This is a genomic window from Stenotrophomonas sp. 05L44_2 (assembly GCF_056665995.1).
The window spans coordinates 1-3581 of the sequence record NZ_JBFTNR010000445.1; the positions used below are offsets into that span (position 1 = coordinate 1).

At 66.8% G+C, this 3581-nt stretch carries 5 protein-coding genes; all 5 read left to right on the plus strand.

Annotated elements, in window-relative coordinates; all coding sequences use genetic code 11:
- Window positions 1-614 precede the first annotated feature (614 nt).
- The gene (locus tag AC1VAN_RS15255; protein ID WP_032977081.1) at window positions 615-1031 is read left to right on the plus strand and encodes a YciI family protein; all 417 of its coding nucleotides are present in this window, start codon (window positions 615-617) and stop codon (window positions 1029-1031) included.
- A gap of 39 nt (window positions 1032-1070) precedes the next feature.
- A complete protein-coding gene (locus tag AC1VAN_RS15260) occupies window positions 1071-1493 on the plus strand; it encodes a VOC family protein (protein WP_025878381.1) in 423 nt (140 codons plus the stop codon).
- A gap of 37 nt (window positions 1494-1530) precedes the next feature.
- Complete coding sequence (locus tag AC1VAN_RS15265) at window positions 1531-1941, plus strand: VOC family protein (RefSeq protein WP_032977079.1); 411 nt, start codon at window positions 1531-1533, stop codon at window positions 1939-1941.
- Window positions 1942-1965: 24 nt separating this feature from the next.
- On the plus strand, window positions 1966-2322 hold the full coding sequence (locus AC1VAN_RS15270) for a DUF1428 domain-containing protein (protein ID WP_025878383.1): 357 nt from the start codon (window positions 1966-1968) through the stop codon (window positions 2320-2322).
- Window positions 2323-2367: 45 nt separating this feature from the next.
- Window positions 2368-3581: RNA polymerase sigma factor (locus AC1VAN_RS15275; protein WP_480986120.1), on the plus strand; the 1214-nt coding region annotated here is incomplete at its 3' end.

The following is a 3581-nucleotide window of genomic DNA, read 5'->3' on the forward strand; positions in this document are numbered from 1 at the left end:
CCGTGGTGGGGTTGGGCGTGAAGAGCTGCATCTCTGCGGGTTGGCCGGGCAAGTGGGCTGCGCAGGGGACGCCGTGAATACGTCCTTGTAGGCTCGGGCGCGCCATCCATGGCGCTTACGCCCCTGCGCAACCCACCCGCCCGGCCACGGACAGGTTCCTGCGGCGTCCACCACGGGAAATCACAGGAAAAGGCAAACGCGGGTCGCTTCGCTCGCAAAGCGAAGGCTGCCAGCCAACCGCTTTTGCTGTTGCTGTTGCTGTTGCTGTTGCTTCTGCCTTTTTTCTTGATCTTCCCGTGGTGGTTCGGCCACCGGAATCTGTCTGGGGCTGGGCGGGTGGGGTTGGCGGGGTATCCGCGCCATGGATGGCGCGGCTAAGCGTCCAGGGACGGATTCACGGCGTCCCCGCCAATCCCACCCGCCCAGCCTTCACTCGGAAACCCAGCTTCCAGCGACCAACCCCACCCCACCACGGAGGGGCCCCGCCGTTCGCCRATCCCCGCCGAAGGCGCGCTTTCCGCAGGAAAAATAATCTGCACGACGGTGTCGATCCTCGCGCCCCTGGTTCGTTGTAAGAGGGAAGGGCACGCACCCGCAGCCCAGCGGAGACCGCAATGAAAGTGATGGTGATCGTCAAAGCCAACGCCGATTCCGAAGCCGGGCGCATGCCCAGCGAACAGGAACTGGCCACCATGGGCGCCTACAACGAACAACTGGTGGCCGCCGGCATCATGCTTGCCGGGGAAGGCCTGCATGCCACTCAGCGCGGCCGGCGCGTCCATTTCGGTGGTGGTACGCCCCGGGTCGAGAGCGGCCCGTTCGGCCCGGCCGGCGAGCAGATCGCCGGGTTCTGGCTGTGGGACGTGCGCTCGCTGGACGAGGCCACCGAATGGGCCAGCCGTGCGCCCTTCGGCGCGGGCGGTGCCCTCGAACTGCGCCCGTTGATCTCCGCCGAAGACTTCGGCGAAGCCTTCACCCCTGAATTACAGCAGCAGGAACAGCGTCTGCGTGAGCAGCTCGACCGTGCCTGAGTACGGTCGCGCATTCATCCCATCCTACGGAGCATTCCCATGAAACTGATTCCCTTCCTCGGCTTCAGCGGCCAGGCCCACGACGCAATGGCGTTCTATGCCAAGGCACTCGGCGGCCAGGTCACGTCGGAAATGAAGTACCGCGACATGCCGCCGTCCGACGGCTCGCCGGGCTGCAATGAAATGCCGGCCGACACCCTCGACCATGTGGCCCACAGCCAGCTGGAGATCGGCGCGGCGATCCTGATGGCAGCCGATGGTCCCGGCGGCGGCGAGGGTGGCTCGACCACCATCAACGTCGACGTGGACAGCATCGAAGAAGCCGAGCGCGTTTTCGCGGCGCTGGCCGAGGGTGGCCAGGTGCAGATGCCGATCGCCGAAACCTTCTGGGCCCACCGCTGGGGCATGTTGACCGACCGCTACGGCAAGCCGTGGATGGTCAACTGCATGAAGCAGCCCTGATTTTCCTTTTCTCCATCCATCGCAGGGAACCGCACCGATGAGTACACCGCAACCGCAGATGATCTTCGTCAACCTGCCCGTGCAGGATCTGGAAAAAGCCAAGGCGTTCTTCGCCGCGTTGGGCTACAGCTTCAACCCGGCCTTCACCGACGAGAACGCCGCCTGCATGGTGGTCAGCGAGAGCATCTTCGTGATGCTGCTGGTCAAGCCGTTCTTCCAGCAGTTCACCACCAAGGGCATCGCCGATGCGCATGCGCAGACCGAGGTGATCACCTGCCTGTCGGCTGACAGCCGCAAGGCGGTGGACGCCATGGTGGACAAGGCGCTGGCCGCCGGTGCCAGCGAACCGCAGCCGGGGCGCGACTACGGCTTCATGTACCAGCGCGGCTTCCAGGACCTGGATGGACATCTCTGGGAAATCGCACACATGGATGGCGAGCCGGGCTGAGCGGCCGCCGCAGGGAGAATCCCCATGGCTTACGTGGATGCTTACGTATTGCCGTGCCCGCAGGACAAGGTGGCGGCCTATCGCCGCCTTGCCCGCCAGGCCGGCGCAGTGTGGAAGGACCATGGCGCGCTGCAGTACATGGAATGCGTGGCCGATGACGTGCAACCCGGGAAATCGACCTCGTTCCCGCAGGCGGTGAAGCTCAAGCCGGGCGAAACGGTGATCGTGGCCTTCGTGGTGTTCCGCACGCGTGCCGCGCGCGACCGCATCAACAAGAAGGTGATGGCCGACCCGCGGCTGGCGCATATCGGCCCGAAGGACATGCCGTTCGATACCAAGCGCATGTTCTGGGGCGGCTTCAAGCCGATCGTGGAAGCGTGAACGCCGGCGCTTGTGCGGGCCGGGCCCGCATGCTGTGATCGGCGCATGCACGAGCCCGCCCTGAGCCAGCGCCTGGACACCCTCTGGCGGATGGAATCGCCAGTGTTGATCGCGCGCCTGGCGCGCCTGCTCGGCGGCGATGTCGGTCGTGCCGAAGAGCTGGCCCAGGACACCTGGCTGGCCGCGCTGGAGCGTTGGCCGGTGCAGGGCATCCCGGACAATCCTGGAGCCTGGCTGATGACCACCGCGCGCAACCGCGCCATCGATGTGCTGCGCCAGCACCGTCGGGTGGCGCAGCAGCATGCGCAATGGGGGGAGGAACTGCATCCGGCCGCATTGCCCGCGCCCGACGACAGCCAGGCGCTGGAAGACGACATCGGCGATGACCTGCTGCGGCTGATGTTCGTGGCCTGCCATCCAGTCCTGCCTGCCGACGCGCGGGTGGCGCTGAGCCTGCGCCTGCTGGGCGGGCTGACCACGACCGAGATCGCCCGCGCGTTCCTGCAGCCGGAGCCGACCATCGCCCAGCGCATCGTGCGTGCCAAGCGCACGTTGGCGCAGAAGCAGATCCCCTACGAAGTGCCGCGTGCTGATGCATTGCCGGAGCGACTGGCCTCGGTGCTGGAGGCGATCTACCTGGTGTTCAACGAAGGCTATGCAGCCAGTGCAGGCGACGACTGGATGCGACCGGCGCTGTGCGCCGAGGCGCTGCGGCTGGCGCGCATCCTCGCCCATCGCATGCCGGTGCCGCCGGTACTGGGCCTGTTGGCGCTGATGGAACTGCAGGCCTCGCGCGCGGCGGCACGGGTGGATGCGCAGGGTGCGCCGATCCTGCTGGACCAGCAGAACCGGGCGCGCTGGGACTGGCTGCAGATCGAACGCGGCCAGCAGGCACTGGCGCGTGCGGTGTCGGCGGGTGGCGGCGATGACCCCTATGTGCTGCAGGCGCGGATCGCCTTCTGCCATGCCAGTGCGCGGCGTGCCGAAGACACCGACTGGGCGCGCATCGCTGCACTGTATGCGCAGCTGCTGCAGGTAATGCCATCGCCGGTGGTGGCATTGAACCGGGTGGTGGCGGTGTCGCGCAGCGAAGGCGCGTTCGCGGCATGGGCACTATTGCAGCCGCTGCTGGATGAGCCACGGCTGCAGGGCTACGCACCGCTGATGGTCGTGCGCGGCGAACTGCTGCAGCAGTTGGGGCGGGAGCAGGACGCGCGTGACGCATTCGCCTCGGCAGCGGCGTTGAGCCAGAACCAGGC